This window comes from Streptomyces triculaminicus, from assembly GCF_017349075.1.
GTDB lineage: Bacteria > Actinomycetota > Actinomycetes > Streptomycetales > Streptomycetaceae > Streptomyces > Streptomyces triculaminicus.
In genome coordinates this window covers 175335-191057 of sequence record NZ_JAFMOF010000001.1, presented here as the reverse complement: position 1 = coordinate 191057, position 15723 = coordinate 175335, and the positions used below count along the sequence as shown (strand labels likewise).

14 protein-coding genes are annotated in these 15723 nt (G+C 73.8%); 5 read left to right on the top strand and 9 right to left on the bottom strand.

What is annotated here, in order from left to right; genetic code table 11:
- Positions 1-93 precede the first annotated feature (93 nt).
- Positions 94-624, bottom strand: coding sequence for a TerD family protein (locus J1792_RS00990; protein WP_086568580.1), 531 nt, complete (start codon positions 622-624; stop codon positions 94-96).
- A gap of 210 nt (positions 625-834) precedes the next feature.
- On the opposite strand from J1792_RS00990, the gene J1792_RS00985 reads away from it, so the two are divergent.
- On the top strand, positions 835-1620 hold the full coding sequence (locus J1792_RS00985; protein ID WP_086568582.1) for a hypothetical protein: 786 nt from the start codon (positions 835-837) through the stop codon (positions 1618-1620).
- Here J1792_RS00985 and J1792_RS00980 read toward each other — a convergent pair.
- Both J1792_RS00980 and J1792_RS00975 read right to left on the bottom strand, forming a co-directional pair.
- Complete coding sequence (locus tag J1792_RS00980; protein ID WP_242645413.1) at positions 1545-3869, bottom strand: family 2 encapsulin nanocompartment cargo protein terpene cyclase; 2325 nt, start codon at positions 3867-3869, stop codon at positions 1545-1547. The genes J1792_RS00985 and J1792_RS00980 overlap by 76 nt on opposite strands.
- Before the next feature lie 126 nt (positions 3870-3995).
- Entirely contained in the window at positions 3996-4901 is a 906-nt protein-coding gene (locus J1792_RS00975; protein ID WP_086568583.1) for a LysR family transcriptional regulator, read from the bottom strand.
- Between the two features lie 179 nt (positions 4902-5080).
- On the opposite strand from J1792_RS00975, the gene J1792_RS00970 reads away from it, so the two are divergent.
- Positions 5081-5557 carry a hypothetical protein gene (locus tag J1792_RS00970; protein ID WP_143587615.1) on the top strand — a complete coding sequence of 159 codons (477 nt, stop codon included), beginning with the start codon at positions 5081-5083 and terminating at the stop codon, positions 5555-5557.
- A gap of 139 nt (positions 5558-5696) precedes the next feature.
- Positions 5697-7010: an MFS transporter gene (locus J1792_RS00965; RefSeq protein ID WP_179198847.1), complete on the top strand. Its 1314-nt coding sequence runs from the start codon at positions 5697-5699 to the stop codon at positions 7008-7010.
- Here J1792_RS00965 and J1792_RS00960 read toward each other — a convergent pair.
- Positions 7007-7642: an HAD-IA family hydrolase gene (locus tag J1792_RS00960; protein WP_086568589.1), complete on the bottom strand. Its 636-nt coding sequence runs from the start codon at positions 7640-7642 to the stop codon at positions 7007-7009. The two genes, J1792_RS00965 and J1792_RS00960, sit on opposite strands and share 4 nt — an antisense overlap.
- Before the next feature lie 212 nt (positions 7643-7854).
- Here J1792_RS00960 and J1792_RS00955 point away from each other — a divergent pair, with 212 nt between their 5' ends.
- Positions 7855-9003, top strand: a complete 1149-nt coding sequence (locus J1792_RS00955) for a baeRF3 domain-containing protein (RefSeq protein ID WP_086568590.1) — start codon at positions 7855-7857, stop codon at positions 9001-9003.
- Between the two features lie 52 nt (positions 9004-9055).
- Here the strand turns inward: J1792_RS00955 and J1792_RS00950 are convergent, their stop codons facing one another.
- Positions 9056-10342 carry an alginate lyase family protein gene (locus tag J1792_RS00950; RefSeq protein ID WP_372446087.1) on the bottom strand — a complete coding sequence of 429 codons (1287 nt, stop codon included), beginning with the start codon at positions 10340-10342 and terminating at the stop codon, positions 9056-9058.
- Between the two features lie 141 nt (positions 10343-10483).
- Here J1792_RS00950 and J1792_RS00945 point away from each other — a divergent pair, with 141 nt between their 5' ends.
- A complete protein-coding gene (locus J1792_RS00945) occupies positions 10484-10984 on the top strand; it encodes a GNAT family N-acetyltransferase (RefSeq protein WP_086568592.1) in 501 nt (166 codons plus the stop codon).
- Positions 10985-11005: 21 nt separating this feature from the next.
- Here the strand turns inward: J1792_RS00945 and J1792_RS00940 are convergent, their stop codons facing one another.
- From J1792_RS00940 to J1792_RS00925, 4 genes are all read right to left on the bottom strand, one after another.
- Positions 11006-12361, bottom strand: a complete 1356-nt coding sequence (locus tag J1792_RS00940; RefSeq protein WP_086568594.1) for a cytochrome P450 — start codon at positions 12359-12361, stop codon at positions 11006-11008.
- Positions 12362-12455: 94 nt separating this feature from the next.
- Positions 12456-13886: a glycoside hydrolase family 47 protein gene (locus J1792_RS00935; protein ID WP_086568595.1), complete on the bottom strand. Its 1431-nt coding sequence runs from the start codon at positions 13884-13886 to the stop codon at positions 12456-12458.
- Positions 13887-14051: 165 nt separating this feature from the next.
- Positions 14052-14594 carry an RNA 2'-phosphotransferase gene (locus J1792_RS00930; protein WP_086568597.1) on the bottom strand — a complete coding sequence of 181 codons (543 nt, stop codon included), beginning with the start codon at positions 14592-14594 and terminating at the stop codon, positions 14052-14054.
- Positions 14595-14661: 67 nt separating this feature from the next.
- Positions 14662-15651 carry a hypothetical protein gene (locus J1792_RS00925; RefSeq protein ID WP_207246449.1) on the bottom strand — a complete coding sequence of 330 codons (990 nt, stop codon included), beginning with the start codon at positions 15649-15651 and terminating at the stop codon, positions 14662-14664.
- Positions 15652-15723: the final 72 nt, after the last annotated feature.

Genomic DNA, 15723 nt, shown 5'->3' with positions numbered 1-15723 from the left:
GTGCCGGCGGCCTCCGCCGCCCGCTTCACCCCAGTGTGGCCCCGGGCGCGCCGTGGCGCCGGGCGGCCGCCGCCACGGCGCGCGGTGCCCCGATCACCCCAGGTCGGCGCCCATGGTCCTGGCGAACGTCGCCGGATCGGCGTCGAAGCCGTTGACGGTGCCCCGGAACCCCCAGGCGCCCGAGGAGTCCCGGGCGAACTCCGCGACGGTCGCCGCCGTGGCGTCCGCCACCGAGCCGAAGTCGTCCACCCGCAGCGCGGTGCGCCCCTCGCTTATCCGCACCGCGGTGTTCGCCACCTCGGCGAAGGTCCTGCGCCCCCAGCGCTGCTGGATGGCCACGCCGACGACGACCCGGACGTAGCCGGACGACAGGCGCTCGAGCTCCAGGGTCATCACCTCGTCGTCGCCGAAGCCCTGCCCCGTGCGGCTGTCGCGGTTGAGGGTGATGGTGCCGTCGGGCGAGCGGCTGTCGAAGTGCACGAGGTAGGCGGGCTCGCCGTACGGGTCGTCCGCGTGGTACGTGGCGGCGATGATGTCGAGGTCGTGGGCGGGCTCCCCGCCCGTGCTCGGATCCCACCGGAGGGCCACCTCCACGGTGCCGATCCCCTTGTTGGGACTGCTCATCGGGCTCCCCTTCCGCTGAACCGCTCCATCCGCACACCGGACGCCGCCGGTATGTCAGCGCATCATGCCACGTGCCCTCTCCCGCCCGGAGCACAACGGACACATGGGCGGTACCGAACGGTTTCGACGTGGGCCGAACACCGGTGACCGGCCCGGCGACGGCGCCCCATCATCACGCAGACACACCGCGTCGACCGTGGGAGGGGAACGTTGTCCAAGGCCCGTGCACACCTCGAGGTGCCGCCCGGCGTGCGCGCCGGCATCGCGGTGTTCGACCGCCGGACCGGCGCGTTCACCGCGCGGGCCGACGCCCACGCGCTCTTCCGGTCGGCGTCCGTGGTCAAGCTGCTCATCGCCCTCGACCACCTGTGGTCCCGGGGGCCCCGGAACCCCCTCACCACCGGCGACGGCGAGCGCCTCGACATCATGCTGCGCAGCAGCGACGACGCCGCCGCGAGCCACTTCTGGACGCGCAACGGGGACGGCGCGATCGTCGAGCGCATGGTGACGCGGCTCGGACTGGCCGACACCGTGCCGCCGCCCGAGGAACACCCCGGCTTCTGGGGCTACACCGGCCTCTCGGCCGCCGACACGGTCACCGTCTACCGGCACCTCCTCGAGGACGCGCCCGCGCCGGCCCGCGACCGCGTCATGGACGCCCTGCGCAACGCCACACCCCGGGGGACGGACGGCTTCGACCAGTCCTTCGGCATCCCGGCGGTCTACAGCCGCCCATGGGCGGTCAAACAGGGCTGGTCCGGCTTCGACGCCCAGGGCCGCTCGCCGGCCACCCCGAAGCGGCGGCCGGTGACGGCCGGCGGCGTGGACCTCGTCCGCGGCGCCGTGCACACCACCGGCACCGTCGGCGCCGCCGACCGCAGCGTCGTCGTCGTGCTCACCCTGCACCCCGAGGGCACCGGCTACGGCAGGGCGTGCGCCGACGTCGGCAGGCTGACCCGCACCCTGGACGTCCCCGGCGGCGTGCCCACGGACTGACCGCGCCCCGGGCCGTACGGAGCGCCCGAAGGGCCGGCGATCCGGGTGGCGGAGGTGCCCAGGCCGCTGGGAACGCCCCACGAGGGCGCCGTCCGCGGCGCGTGGTGCCGCAGCAGGTCCGCCTCGGCGTAGCGGTGGCACTCCCGGTGCCAGGTGAGGATCACGGACATCCAGTTCTTCAGCTCCTGCGCGTACCCCTCGAGCGTGGCCCGCCCCTCCTCGTCGAGGCCGAACTCCTCGCACACCAGGGGCAGCTGGGTGGTGACGACGTGCTGGAACTCGCGCATGCGGGAGTTCATCAGGTCGCTGACGATGCCGAGGGCCTCGGTGCGCCCGCAGTCGAAGAAGTCCTCGACGACGAGGACGGCGTTGTGCACCTCGCCCTCGAACTCGATCTCCTTCTGGTAGGAGAAGACGTCGTTGGTCAGGCAGGCGTAGTCGGCCGCGGCGTTCTCCATGGCCTGCACGGGACGGGAGCGGTAGACCTCGGGCGGCACGGCCCGGTCGTGGCCGATGCGGGCGAGGGCCATGGTGAGGTCCGAGCCGAAGGTCTTGCGCCGCATCTCGATGTAGTCGACGGGCTCCGGGACGCGGTTCGCCTTCTGGTTCGCCAGCTCCCACAGCCAGCTCTCCACCATGGTCTCGATGGCGGCCCGGAACGTCCGCCGGGCCTCCTCGCCCATGGGCGTCGCGGTACGGGTCCACAGGTCGGCGAGCCCGCGCTCGAGCGGGTTGAGCGGGTGCGGCGTGGCGCCGACGTCGAGCGGCGTGAACGCCATCAGACGGTCGTTGCAGGCCTTGGCGGCGGCCAGGTCGGCGGTGCGGCCGAAGACGACGGGGTACAGGTCGTCCCCGTAGGTGCCCCAGGTGAGCCAGTCCGTGGCGATGTCGAGCGCCTCGGGGGTGGCCTCCGGGTGGATGCCGGCGGCGCACAGCGCGAAGTCGTAGTCCCGCAGCTTGCCCTCGTCCCACAGGCCGGAGAAGGGGACGTCGGGGGAGGGGGTCAGCAGGCCCATCCGGTGGCTCCAGGCGATGTTGTGCCGGCGGGAGCCGTCCAGGTGGGGGCTGAGCGTGGTCGGGAACGGCATGTCGAAGTCGGGCAGCGGCAGGTGGCCGACCTTCTGGAAGGGCCGGTGACCGTGGCGGCGCGCCCGCGCGGGCAGGCTCGCCGCGATCGAGAGCGGCACCCGGGCCGCCGAGGTGCCGAGCCCGAGGGGGCCGCCCAGCGCCCGGCCCGTGACCGCCGGGGCGCCTCCGGTGGAGCCGTTCATATAGCGGCTGGAGCGCATGTGCCACTCGTGGCCGCCCGACTGCCAGTCCTGCAGGCCCTTGACGTAGGCGAAGACGTCGGCGCACTCCGAGGGGCCCAGGCCGTGCTCGAGGAGCAGCGGCCCCACCTCGGTGAGGGCGGTGTGCTCGAACTGCTGGAGCCGGGAGGTGAGCAGGTCGTTGACGGAGTCGGCGGCCTGCTGGGTGTCGCAGCCCAGGAACCGCTCCAGCACCAGCACGGCGTTGGCCAGCTCGCCCTCGGTCTCGGTCTCGCGCTGGTACGAGAAGAGGTCGTTGCGCAGGTGCACCCCGTCGGCGAAGGTGTCCTTGAGCACCCGCATCGGGCGGCTCGCCGCGATGACGTCGGGCACCTCGGCGCCGGCTGCGTACTCGACGAGATGGGCGGACCACGGGGCCCCGCCCACCTTGCGGCGCATCTCGATGTACTCGACGGGGTTGGCGACCCGGCCCTCGTTGATGTTCGACAGCTCCCACAGGGATTCCTCGAGCAGGTGCCAGGTGCTCTCGCGGAAGCGCCGCCGCCAGGCCTGCGACATCGACGGGACCGTACGGGCCCACAGGTCCGCCAGGCCCGCCTCGACCTGGTTGACGGGCTCGGGGGGAGCGGGGTCGCCGTCGAGCGGCATGAAGGCGGGCAGCCGGTCGAGGTAGGCCTTCGCGCCGGCCATGTCGCCGGTGCGCTTGAACAGGTGCAGGAAGTGGTCGTCGAAGAAGAACACCCACACGTACCAGTCGGTGACCAGGTCCAGCTGGGGCCCCGAGGCGTCGGGGTGGGTGTAGGAGCACAGCAGGGCGTAGTCGTGCGAGTCGACGTCGTTCTCGTCCCAGATGCCCGAGCCCTCGACCATGCCGAACGCGCGGGCCCACGCCTTGGAATGCTCCCGGGCGCCCTCCAGATGGGGGTTCAGCCGGGCCGGGTACGGCATGTAGAAGTCGGGAAGCTCAAAAGGGTTCGGCATCGCGTGCGCGGCCTTTCGGGGACGGTGCCGGGCGGGCGGTCACCGCGACGCTAGGCGCCGGACCCGGGGAAACGGGCCGGGTAGTCGGATTTCCCCTCAATATGGTGAAGGCGGGAGCGCTTCCGGTTAACGATCTTGAAGGCCCGTCACCAGCTCCAGCAGCACGGCGGTCAGGGGGCCGGTGGCCGGGGCCCGGCTGTCCCGGTCCGGCAGCACGAGGTAGACGTCGCGCGGCGGGAACTGCCCGGCCAGCGACCGCAGCGCGAGGCCGGGCCCGAGGCTCGGCACGGCGAGCGCCGGAAAGAGCCCGATGCCCATCCCCGCGGCCACCATGCGCTGCTTGCCGTACCAGTCGTCGCAGCACAGCCCCACACGCGGCTCGAAGCCCAGCCCCAGGCACAGCTCGCGCAGCGGGCCCAGGCAGTCGGGGTGCGCCCCCTCGATCCATGTCTCCTCGCGCAGCTCGGACAGGCCGATCGGCCCCGGCCCGGCCAGGCGGTGTCCGGCGGGGAGGGCGACGAGCTGCTCGTCGGTCATCAGCCGCAGCAGGGACAGGCCGTCGAACCGCTCGCCGGCCAGATCCCACTCGGTCACCAGCGCCAGGTCCAGCTCGCCCGCCCGCAGTGAGGCCAGGTGATCGGCCGGGCCGCCCGCGCACAACGACAGCCGGACGGCGGGATACCGCCGGGAGAAGCGGCTGAACAGCTCCGGGACGATCCCCGCATTGGCGCTGGCGAACGCGCCCAGCCGCAGCCGGCCCCCGGCCGTCCCGGCCAGCGCCCGGACGCGCTCCTCGGCCAGCGCCAGCTGGCGCATGATCACCCTGGCGTGCTCGATCAGCGCCTCTCCGGCCGGGGTCGGCCGGACCCCGCGGCTGCCGCGCAGCAGCAGCGGCGTCCCGACCTCGTGCTCCAGCGCCGTGATGCGCCGGGAGACGGCCGACTGGCTGTACGACAGGGCGTGCGCGGCGGCGGAGATCGAGCGGTGCTGCGCCACGGCGAGGAGAACCCGTAAGTGGGGGACATCCAGCATGGGCTCAGCATGGCACCGCCCGGGCGCCACCGGTCAGGCGGCGCATGGCCGCCATTCCCGGAACGCAAAGGTCCACAAGGCTCGGGTGTTCTCTTCGGACGGCCCCTCGACCAGGATGGGCAAGCGAACTCGCCCATCCATGCCGGGAGACCGGCGTTCGACGATTGGGGGTTTTCCTCTTGACCACCCAGGCCCACGCGAAAGACGAGACACGACAGGAGATGGCCGCGGGCTGCGTCTCCTACTCCTGGACACCGGAGGTGCACGACTTCTACGGTGATCCCGAGGCCATCCTCCACAAGATGGACCACGTGGACATGGAGCTCTCGAGCCGGAGGATCTTCGTCCTTCTCACGGAGAGTCAGGGAAGCGCGGACGTGCGCTTCTTCGAGCAGGCCGAGGGAGGCGACTACAAGGTCTCGACCTGGTCGGGCGGCTCGCTGGACGGGCTCGGCGGCCGGCTGGCCGACACCATCCTGAAGAACAAGGGAATCCACTGCGTCGGTGAGCAGACCCGTGCCCTCCTCGCCCCGCTCGGCATGACCGAACAGGCGACCGTCCCCGCACCGGCCAACCCGCGGGCGGCCTTCGCGCACACCGTACGCAACCACGGCAAGGACACGTTCACGCGCGCCACCTGCGCGCTGCTCTGCTGATCCGGGCCTCGGCGCACCCCTGGACGACCGCCTCCGACAGGCCGGAGGCGGTCGTTCCCTGCCGCCCCCGCATCCCGGCACCCTTGACCCCGAAGACCCCATGAGCAACCCCCGACGACCCCCGACGACAGGAGCCGCGGTGACCGCACCGGCGCGAGAGGCCGGCGCACGTGACTTCGCCGGACTGTGGGCCGCCTACGCGGTGAGCAATCTGGCGGACGGCCTGGTCGTGATCACGTTTCCGCTGATCGCCCTCACCCTGACGTCGTCGCCCGGGCTGGTGGCCGGGGTGAAGTGGGCGCAGACCCTGCCGTACGTGCTGTGCACCCTCCTCATCGGCGTCCTCATCGACCGCGTCGAGCGGGGCCGGCTGATCCTCGCCGCCCACGTGCTGCGGGTGGCGGCCCTGGTGCTGCTGGCCCTCGCCGTCGCCGGCGACGCGGCACCGCTGCCGGCCCTGTACGCCACGGCCTTCCTGCTGGGGACGGCCGAGATCGCGGCCGACCTGTGCACCTCCTCCGTCCTGCCCATGGTCGTGGGACGGGACCGGCTCGACACCGCCAACTCCCGGCTGGAGAGCACCCGCTCGTCGCTGAACGAGTTCGTCGGGCCGCCGCTGGGCGGCCTGCTCGTCGCGGCGGGGACGACCGTCGCCGTCCTGGGCACGGCCGGCGCCTACCTCGTGGCGGCCGGCGCCCTGCTGCTCCTCTTCCGGGGCCCCTACCCGCCGCCCCGGGCCGCCCGCGACGAACCCGTCCTGCGCTCGCTGCGGTCCGAGCTCGCCGAGGGGCTGCGCTTCCTCTGGCGCCACCGGCTGCTGCGCGGCGTGGCCGGCATGGTGTGCGTGATGGCGGGGGCGTGGAGCGCCTGGACGGCCGTCCTCGTCCTCTACGCGGTCGCGCCCGGCCCCATGGGCCTCAGCGGCACCGGCTACGGCCTGCTGCTGACCACCCTCGCCGTCGGCGGCGTGCTGGGCTCCCTCGCCGCCGGGCGCGTCCAGCGCGCCATCGGCGTCCGCAACCTGCTGGCCGTCGACGTCATCACCAGCGTGATCATGCTGGCCACTCCGGCCCTGACCTCCCAGGTCTGGGCCGTCGGCGCGGCCACGCTCCTGGGCGGCGTCGGCAGCGGCCTGTGGAACGTCACCGTCGTCACCCTCCGGCAGCGCCTGATCCCCGACGCCCTCCTGGGCCGGGTCTCCAGCGCCAGCCGCATGATCGGCTGGGGCGGCATGCCCGTGGGCGCCGCCCTGGCCGGCCTCCTGGCGCAGGTCTCCGGGCCGCGCACGGTCTTCGCCCTCGGCGCCCTGGCCTGCGCCCTGCTCCTGATCCCCTTTCTGACCGTGCTGCGCGAGGACACCCTCCGCGCCGCCCTCGCGGCGGCCGACCGCGCGCCGGAACAGGACCAGCCGGACCAGGACCAGCCGGATCGAGACCGGCCGGACCAGGGCTAGCGGCCGGGGGCCGGCGGGACGCCCAGGAGCTCCTCGAGCCGGGCGACGGTGGCGGCGGGGCCCGTGTGCCGCACCACGGCCATGCCCAGGTCCTGGGCGGGCGTGAGGTTGCGGGCGGAGTCGTCCACGTACACGCACGCCGCGGCCGGCAGCTCCATCCGCTCCACCATGACGGCGTAGAGCGCGGGGTCGGGCTTGCGCAGGTGATGGTCGCCGGACAGCACCACGACGTCGTACCGCGTGCCCAGCTTGTGGCCCTCGTACGGGTCGAACGGGGTGGAGCCGAGGCTGTTGGACAGCACGCCCACCCTCACCCCGGCGGCGCGCCACGCCCGCGCGGCACCGGTCAGCACGGGCTCGGGGCGCACGTCGGCCAGGACGCGGCCGAGGAGGTTCGTGGCGTCCACGCCCAGCAGGTCGGCCGTGCGGGCGTTCCACTCCGCCTGGGGGAGCACCCCGCGCTCCAGGTCCGCGAACAGCTCCCGGCCCACCGGATCGGCCGAGACGACGTCCGCGAAGGCGTCGGGGGCCAGGCCCTCGCGCAGGCAGAAGGCGCGGGCGCTCTCGGACACCGGCGTGCTCAGCACCCCGCCGAAGTCGAGGATCAGGCCCCGTCGCCGCGGCTGGGACATCGGCGGCTCCTCACCGTGCTCCGCGCCCCGGTGCCGGGCGCGTCCCGACACCTCCGATCGTGACGGATCCCCTCCGGGGCGTCAACGACGCACATCTGTCCACGACCAGGCCGCCGACGTGCGGCGATGCTCCGCCCGGCCGCGCCCGACTGGCCGCCCGGCCGCGACTCTGGTCACCTGGAGGCATCCTGTGGGCCCGAGGAGGATGACCGATGGACATCGGCGCACTGACCGACGAAACACTCCGTGACCTGCGCCGTCCGCGCGACTACCCGGCCGTGTCACTGCTGCTCCCCACGACCCGGCGCTCTCCGTACAGCACCGAGGACGCGGTACGGCTGCGCAACACGATCGCGGAGGCCAAGCGGCGGCTCGAGGAGGATTCCCGGGTGACCCGGGCCGCCCGGACCGACGTCGGGAACCGCCTCGACGCCGCGGCCGCGGAGGTCGACCTCACCCATACCACCGACGGGCTGCTGATCCTTGCCGCCCCGGGCGAGCACCAGGTCTGGTACCTGCCGCGCTCGGTGCCCCAGCGCGTGGTCGTCTCGGACACCTTCCTGACCCGCAACCTGGTCGCCGCCCGCATCGTCGAGGAACCGTACTGGGCGCTGGCGCTCTCCGAGAGCGAGAGCCGCCTGTGGGACGGCGCGGGCGAGAACCTCACCGAGGTCACCGGCGACGGCTTCCCGGTCCGCCCCGCGCTCCCCGACCACGAGGACGCGCTGCCCGGCCGCCACTTCGACAAGGTCGGCAAGCACGCGCTGACCTCCCGCGAGGAGGCCCACCTGGAGCGCGAGCGCCAGTACATGCGCACCGTCGCGGGCGCGCTCACGCCCGTCCTGAACGGCACGACCCGGCCGCTGTACGTCGTCGGCCTGCGGGAACAGATCGCCCTGCTCGAGAAGCTGCTCCCCAACCCCGGCGTCATCACGGCCCGGGTCGAGAACGGCGGGGCGAGCGCGAAGTCCGGGCACGAGCTCTACGACATCCTCCACCCCGCCTTCGACGCGCGCCGCTCCTCGCGCCAGGGCGAGGTGCTGCGCCGCCTGAGTGACGCACGCGGCCAGAAGCGCTACACCTCGGGCCTGGACGAGATCTGGCAGACCGTACGCCAGGGCCGGGTGGCCCTCCTTGCGGTCGAGGACCACTACCAGGTGACCGCGCGGGTGGACGGCAACGGCGGCCACCCCCAGAAGGTGGAGGCGCCCACCGAGCCCCTGCTGGCGGACCCCTCCATCCACGAGGACGTCGTGGACGAGATCGTGGAGAACGCGCTCCGCAGCGGCGCGGACATCGAGTTCGTCCCGGACGACACCCTCGCCTCCGAGGACCGGCTGGCGGCCGTACTGCGCTTCTGACCGACGGAAGCGCAGGGCACGGCAGGCACGCGGACGACCCCGGCCGGCAGACTCAGCCGGGGTTGTTCGTGTGGGTCAGGGTCTCCCAGGCCACGAACAGGTTGTCCGTCCCGCGCCGGCGCGCCGGCCGGGCGGCCTCCTCGGGGCCTGGGAGCGCCCACCCCCGGCGGTTGCCCAGGTGGTTGAGGAGGACCTCGGTGTCGGGCCCCATCCTCACCTTCAGCCTCCCGTCGCACAGCCATGACGGGGCCGGGTCGCCCAGCTGGTAGCGGGTGTGGAGGTCCAGCGCCGCGCGCAGCCGCTCGGCGATCTCGTCGTAGAGGTCCACACCCTGGTGCCAGGCGGTCTCCGCGACGTGGGCGGTGGCCGCGAGGGCGTAGCCGACGTGGGTGAAGTTCCGGCAGGTCTCCTGCGCGAGGCCGTCCACGAAGACGCGCTGGCCGAACCAGTACGTCCTGATGTCGTCCGCCGTCTTGATGCGGCTGCCCCGCGGCCGCTCGGGCAGCGGCCCGTCCGAGCGCAGGTAGAAGTAGGCGGGAACGCGGTCGCGGAACCGGCGAACGGCCGTCTCGAAGGCCTCGGTGTCGTCGAGGAAGACCGCGATGCCCATGCTCGCGTCGGCCATGGTCAGGTCCCAGTTCCCGTTGTGGTCCGGGGCGCCCCGCTCGGTCAGGGGCAGATACGCGGTGCGCAGTATCGTGGCGAACCGCCGCACCCGGGCGCGCGACCAGCCGTCGTAGGTGTAGCGCATGATCTCCCCGGCCCGCGCCCAGGAGCTCCCCGACCAGGCGGCCTGCAGCGGCGCGTTGCCCTCGGTGTGGTCCTCCACCTCCGCCGACCAGGCGTCCATGATCTGCACGGCCTTCCGGGCGTGCGCGCGGTCGCGGGTGACGTACCACAGCAGGGCGTGGGTGTACGCGGCGATCGCGTCCCGCCGCTCCTCCACGCACCCCCGGCCGGGCTGGGAACCGGGCGGACACCGCACGACCGCGACGGGCGCCGCCGTGTAGTCGAGCGATCCGTACGTGCTGGACCGCATGGCCTCGAACTCCGACGCCCACGGCTCGGCGCCGTCGGCGACCCGCGCGCGGATCCGCTTCAACTGCGCCCGGGTGAGCAGGACGCCGGGGTGCCGGAAGGCGTGCCCGGAGTCGTCCCGTCGTACGGGACGCCCGGGCGCGCCCGCCGCGCCGGACAGGACGGCGGCCGGTGCCGCGGGCGCGTCCGGGCGCGTCGGCGGGGCCTGGGGCGTCAGGGGCGTCAGGGGTGTCAGCGCGGCGGCGAGCGCGGCGACGACACCGGCGCGCGGCAGCACGCCTCGTGAGAAGGTTCCGGGCACTGCCACCTCCGGTGCGACTATCCGCAAGCCTCGGGCCCAACGGCGGGATCCGCCGGACGCGTTGCGCCGATCGGCGGCCACGAACCACCCGCCGGGGAAAACGGGTTGCCGCCGCGCACCGGCAGGCGCCACTCTTCCCGTGTGATCGAGACCCGGGAACTGACGGCGGACGACTGGCCGGTGTGGCGGCGCCTGCGGCTGGCCGCGCTCGCGGACGCGCCGGACGCCTTCGGAGCGCGGCTCGCGGACTGGCAGGGCGACGGCGACCGGGAGGAACGGTGGCGGGCGCGCCTGAGCATCACCGGTTCGCTCGACCTGGTCGCCGTCGTCGACGGCAAGCCCGCCGGCATGGCCAGCGGCGTCCCCGGTCCCGAACAGGGCGTCGTCGAGCTGATCTCGCTGTGGGTCGGCCCCGGCGCGCGGGGCCGGGGCGTGGGGGACCGCCTGGTGCGGGCGGTGGAGGACTGGGCCCGGCGCGGGGGAGCGGAGGTGCTGCGGCTCAAGGTGGTCCCGGACAACGCCCCGGCGATCGCGCTCTACCGGCGCAACGGCCTGAAGGTCACAGGCCGGCGCGGCGAGGCGGGACCCGGCGGCCGCGAGGAACACGTCATGGCGAAGCGGCTGCCCGGCCGGGCCCTCTGACGGTCCGTACGGCCCCTGCGCCTACCGGGCCCGCACGGTCGCCCGTACCGGGACGGCCGGCTGGAGGAGGAGGCCCACGGCGGGCCGGCCGTCGTGGGGGTCGGCCTCGAGGTGGAAACGCCGGGCCAGCGTGGCGAGCACCAGCGTCGCCTCGACGAGCGCGAAGCGCGCGCCGAGGCAGGTGCGCCGGCCCCCGCCGAAGGGGAACCACGCGTGGTCCGGCACGGCGTCCGGGGCGTCGGCGTCCCAGCGTTCGGGCCGGAAGGCCGCCGGGTCGCGGAACCACCGGGGGTCGCGGTGCGTGGTCCACTGGCTGCACCACACGATCGTGCCCGCCCGGACGGGCGATCCGCCCAGCGCGGCGTCCTTCCCGGCCACGGCGGGGATGACCCACGCGGGCGGGTACAGGCGCAGCGCCTCCTTGACGATCTGCCGGGTCCAGGGGAGCCGTTCGTAGTCCTCGTAGGCGGGCGGCCGCCCGCCGAGCACCCGGTCCAGCTCCTCGGTGAGCCGGGCGTGGGCGTCCGGGGAGCGGGAGAGCAGCAGCCAGGTCCAGGTCAGGGTCGTGGAGGTGGTCTCGTGGCCCGCGGCCCACAGGGTCACGGCCTCGTCGCGCACCTCACGGGCCGTCAGGGCCCGGCCGTCCTCGTCGCGGGCGGCGAGGAGGCGGCCGAGCAGATCGTCCTGCCGGCCGTCGGCGGGATCCTCGGCGCGCCGCGCGTCGATCAGCCGCCGGATCTCCGCGTCGACCACGGTCACCGCGGCCAGCAGGCGGCGCCGCCAGGGCGGGCGCGCCCAGGACGGCAGGAACAGATTGACGCCGCCCCGCAGCTCCGTCGCCAGCTCGCGCTGGATCGCGGCCATCGCATCGCCGAGGCGGCCGCCGTCGTCCTCGAGGTCGTTCCCGAAGAGAGTACGGACCACGATCCGCTGAGTGAGCCGCGTCATCTCGCGGCGCACGTCGACGCGTCGGCCCTCGCGCCAGGCGCCGGCCAGCTCCGTCGCGCAGTCGACCATCGTGGTGGCGTACGTGCGCACGTGGCGGGGGCGGACGGTCGGCTGGACCAGGGTCCGCTTGCGGCGCCAGTCGGCGCCCTTGCTCAGCAGGACGCTGTCGCCGACCAGTTGCTTGAGGCCCCAGCCGATCTCGAGCGGCTCGAAGGTCTGCTCGACCGCCGCGAGGAACTCGGCGATGTGGTCGGGCCGGGAGACGAAGACGCTCCTGCGCGGACCGAGCCGCCAGGTGACGACGTCGCCGTGGTCGCGCAGCCGGCCGAAGAAGGCCAGCGGATCCCTGCCGAAGGCGGCGAGGTTCCCGAAGAGGGGCAGGCCGCGCGGACCGGGAACGGGGCGGGCGGATGCTGCGGACACGGCCATGAGGGATATTCTCCGGCCCTTCCGGGTGGGCGTGGAATACGGCTTACGGGTGATGTCGGGACGCGTTCGCGCGGGGGCGAACGCCCGGGCGGCCTCACGCGCGGCGCAGGCCGCGGAGCACCTTGCCCTCGGTGCTGAGGTAGCCGTGGGCGTAGTCGAAGCGCGGGGTGTCGGCGAAGGTGAGGTAGAGCCATTTGAAGTTCTCGGCGAAGACGTAGGCGGGGCAGTGGTCGCCCTGGGGCATGGGCCGCCGGGTGACGTCGGCGACGACCGTGTAGCCGCCCGGGACGCGGTGGTACTTCCTGAGGTTCTGGAAGTAGCGCCAGGCCGTCGTGCGGTAGTACGCCTCGCCCGTCTGCCAGTAGAGCTGGAAGGCGCAGTTGGCGTACTCGGGGCGCAGCTCGTTCCTGGGGTCGACGGCCTGTAGGCGGGTGTAGTCGATCTGTTCCGGAATCACGGAGTACTTGTCGAGGACGGCCGTCCACGACCGGTAGTAGTCGGCCGCGAGGCCGGGGTCGCCGCCCACGGGCAGGATGGCGACGGCCAGGGAGGACTGCCGCCGGCTCGTGGTCGCCCCGGTGCCGAAGTCGACGTGCCGGAACCACAGCAGCCCGTCCGCCCGCTCGGCCTGGTGCCGGCGCAGCGCGTCGTCGAGCATGCGGAACCAGTCCCGGCACTCCTCGTCGCCGAACATCTCCCACGCGCCCCACAGATACTCGTAGAACGAGTCCGCCGGCGGGTCGACGGCGACGGCCTGCCGGTCGGCCCACCGGCCGGTCTCGACGTTCATGGTGGTCGCGAGCAGGTCCAGCCCCGAACGGCGCTCCACCAGGGCGCGCACGGCGCGCTTGGCGGCCCGGCGGTAGCGCGGGTCGCCGGTGAGCTCGGACAGGACGGAGAACTCCAGGAGATGGGTGCCGATCTCGGCCACCGGCGAGACGGCGCCCGAGACGCGGCCGGTGCGGAGGTTGACGTACCGGTAGGGCATGCCGGTCGGCGACGCGGTGAAGGCCGGCAGCAGCCGGTCCGTCAGGTCCGCGCACAGGTCGAGCAGGGCCCGCCTGCCGGTCGCCAGATGGCCCGCGAGCAGGCCGCCGACCAGGCGGATCGTCGCCTCGAAGACCTGGAAGTCGGCGTCGATGTCGAAATCCAGATGGTCGACGATCCACCGCACGCACCGGTCGGCCTCGTCGTCGAGCCCCATCAGATGGTGGGTGTCGAGCGCCTCGACGATCGACAGCCCGACGGGGTGACCCCGGGCGAAGAACTCGCGGTGACCGCCCGAGACGGGCAGGACCTCGTCATGCCCCCAGGCGAAGCGCTTGTACCCCTCCCAGGCGTGGAGGAACTCGTCGCGGATCTCCCGTGCCTTCGCGGCGTCCGGCCGTGTGCCGGGCATCACCCGCCGGGCTCCCGGCGCGGCGGCCGCGCCGGTCCCGCCACCCAGGGCGAGGCCGCTCGCGGCCGCGAGCGCGCAGAGCATGCCACGACGGGACGCGTGCGCCCCGAACGATGTGTCGGTCATCGGGTGGGTCCTCCTGACCATTCGTGCCGGGCCCGGCGGAGTGAGCGGTGATCGCAGTATGGGGCGCCGCGGCCGCTCTCCCCGGCAGGCGCGGCGCCGGGGCCGCCCTCGGCGTGACGGGCGTGGTCCGGAGACCGGCCCCGCCCGGGTCCCACGCCGCTCGGCTCAGCCGGGGAACCGCAGGAACCGCGGCGGCACCCGCTCCGCCAGCCACACCCCGTTCCCGGTCACCCGGAAGACGTGCCCCGCCGCGTGCATCGCCGCGGCGTCCACCGACAGCACCACCGGCTTGCCGCGCCGGGCGCCGACGCGCGTGGCGGTCTCCCGGTCGGCCGACAGATGCACATGGTGGCGGTTCATGGGCGACAGCCCCTCGGCCCGTATCGCCGCCACGTTGCGGCCGACGGTGCCGTGATAGAGGTACGGCGGGGGCTCGGCCGCCGGTAGCCCGAGGTCCACCGCGACCGAATGCCCCTGCTGCGCCCGGATGCGGTCCCCCTCCAGCGCGAACCGCCGCTTGTCGTTCGTGGCCACCACGTGCTCCAGCTCCTGGCGGCCGACGGGGAAGCCGTGGGCCGCCGCCGCGGCCAGCAGGACGTCGACGTCCACCCAGCCCTGCGCGTCGAGGCTGATGCCGATGCGTTCGGGCTGGTGGCGCAGGTGCAGCGAGAGGTACTTCGAGACCCGTACGGTCCGTCGTTCGTCCATGCCCCCAGCCTGCCTCGCCGGACGGCCCGTGGTCAGCCGGTTTTCCGCGGGCGACGGACCGGGGGCGTCAGGCCCAGGGGGCCAGCGGGTACCAGATCAGGTCCCGCCGGGCGAGGATCCGCACGTCCCAGTACAGGACCATGAACACGCCCGCGGCGATGAAGGCCGCCGCCGTCAGCGCCGACGCGCGGCTGGGCTTCGCGGCGAACCAGCCGTACAGCCGCTCGCCCGCCAGGCCGGCGACGAGCAGGAACAGCACGGCCATGATCAGGATGTTGCCGAGGGCCTGCAGGCCGAACGCCGCTGCGCCGTAGAGGACGTTGTGGCTCTCCGCCGCGTCGCGGAAGAGCTGACGGAACAGCGGATACGGGCGGCCGATGAGGAACGAGCCGGTCAGCGCGCCCATGACGACCATCGGGGCGTTCGGGAAGCGCGCCGAGAGGCGGGCCAGCGGATCGCGGACCAGGCCCAGCGAGGCGAGGCCGAGATAGGCCATGCACAGGCCGACCAGGCCGAACACCACCATGGACTGGATCAGCCGGGGCGAGAAGCCGCCCGCCGCGGTGGTGGACTGGAACTGGGGCATGCGGGTGCCGGCCAGCGCGACGACCACGCCGTAGGCCGCCGACACCGCGACCGATCCGGCGGCCAGCAGCCCCAGCGGCCGGATCATGCGCGCCATCCGCCCCCGCCGGGTCGGCACACAGCCGGCCAGCGGGGCGATGGCGCTGAAGGCGGCCACATTGCAGGCGGTGAACGTGCCCGCCACCCCGGTGGCGAGCGCGAAGGCGATGCCGCCCAGGGCTCCGGTGATGGGCGTCTCGCGCGAGTCGTGGCCCAGCAGCGTGTCGGCCACGTTGCCCCCGATGGTCCGGTCGACGAACTCCGCCGACCACACCACCGTCAGCGCGAATCCGAACAACGCGGCCAGGAGGACGACCAGGGCCCGGCGGCCGGGGAAGAATCCGTTGACGAAGAGGGACGTCGCCGGCGCCGTCCCACCCCGTCCCCGTATGAGAGGGCGTCGGGCATCGGGTCTGTCGGGTGCCTGGGTCATCGGATGGCCTTTCCCGGGGCGGACTGGCGTCGGCCCGGAAACTACTCGCGGTCCGCCCCGCCGGGGATCTGC